Here is a 294-nt window from a genome sequence, read left to right as displayed (position 1 = left end):
CCTCCGGCTCGCGGCCCTCGGCGGCGGCAACAGCGGCCATCTGCGGCGTGAAGATGCCGGCGCGAGCGAAATCGATCTGAGTGATTGGCCGAACGTCGCTCGATGCGGCGCACGTGCGAGCGACGTTCGGCGCAGCAACGGCGCCGGCAGACTGGTGGTCAGTCATGGAAACTCCCTTCGTTGGCATTACCCATATCAGGTTCGGCGGGTAGGGGCGTGCACGGCGCCCCCTCTCAGCCTGCCCGGCCGCCGCGCGGCTGCAAGCTCCCCCGGTATATGGTTGTGCGATCAGTA

The 294-nt window shown here is 67.7% G+C and carries 1 riboswitch.

Going from position 1 to position 294, the window contains the following annotated elements:
• Positions 1-155: 155 nt before the first annotated feature.
• Positions 156-281, bottom strand: a riboswitch (TPP riboswitch).
• Positions 282-294: the final 13 nt, after the last annotated feature.

This window comes from Adlercreutzia sp. DFI.6.23, assembly GCF_024462535.1.
In the GTDB taxonomy this organism is placed as follows: Bacteria; Actinomycetota; Coriobacteriia; order Coriobacteriales; family Eggerthellaceae; genus Adlercreutzia; species Adlercreutzia rubneri.
The sequence above is the reverse complement of the archived record's forward strand: the minus strand, read 5'-3'. Positions and strand labels throughout refer to the sequence as shown.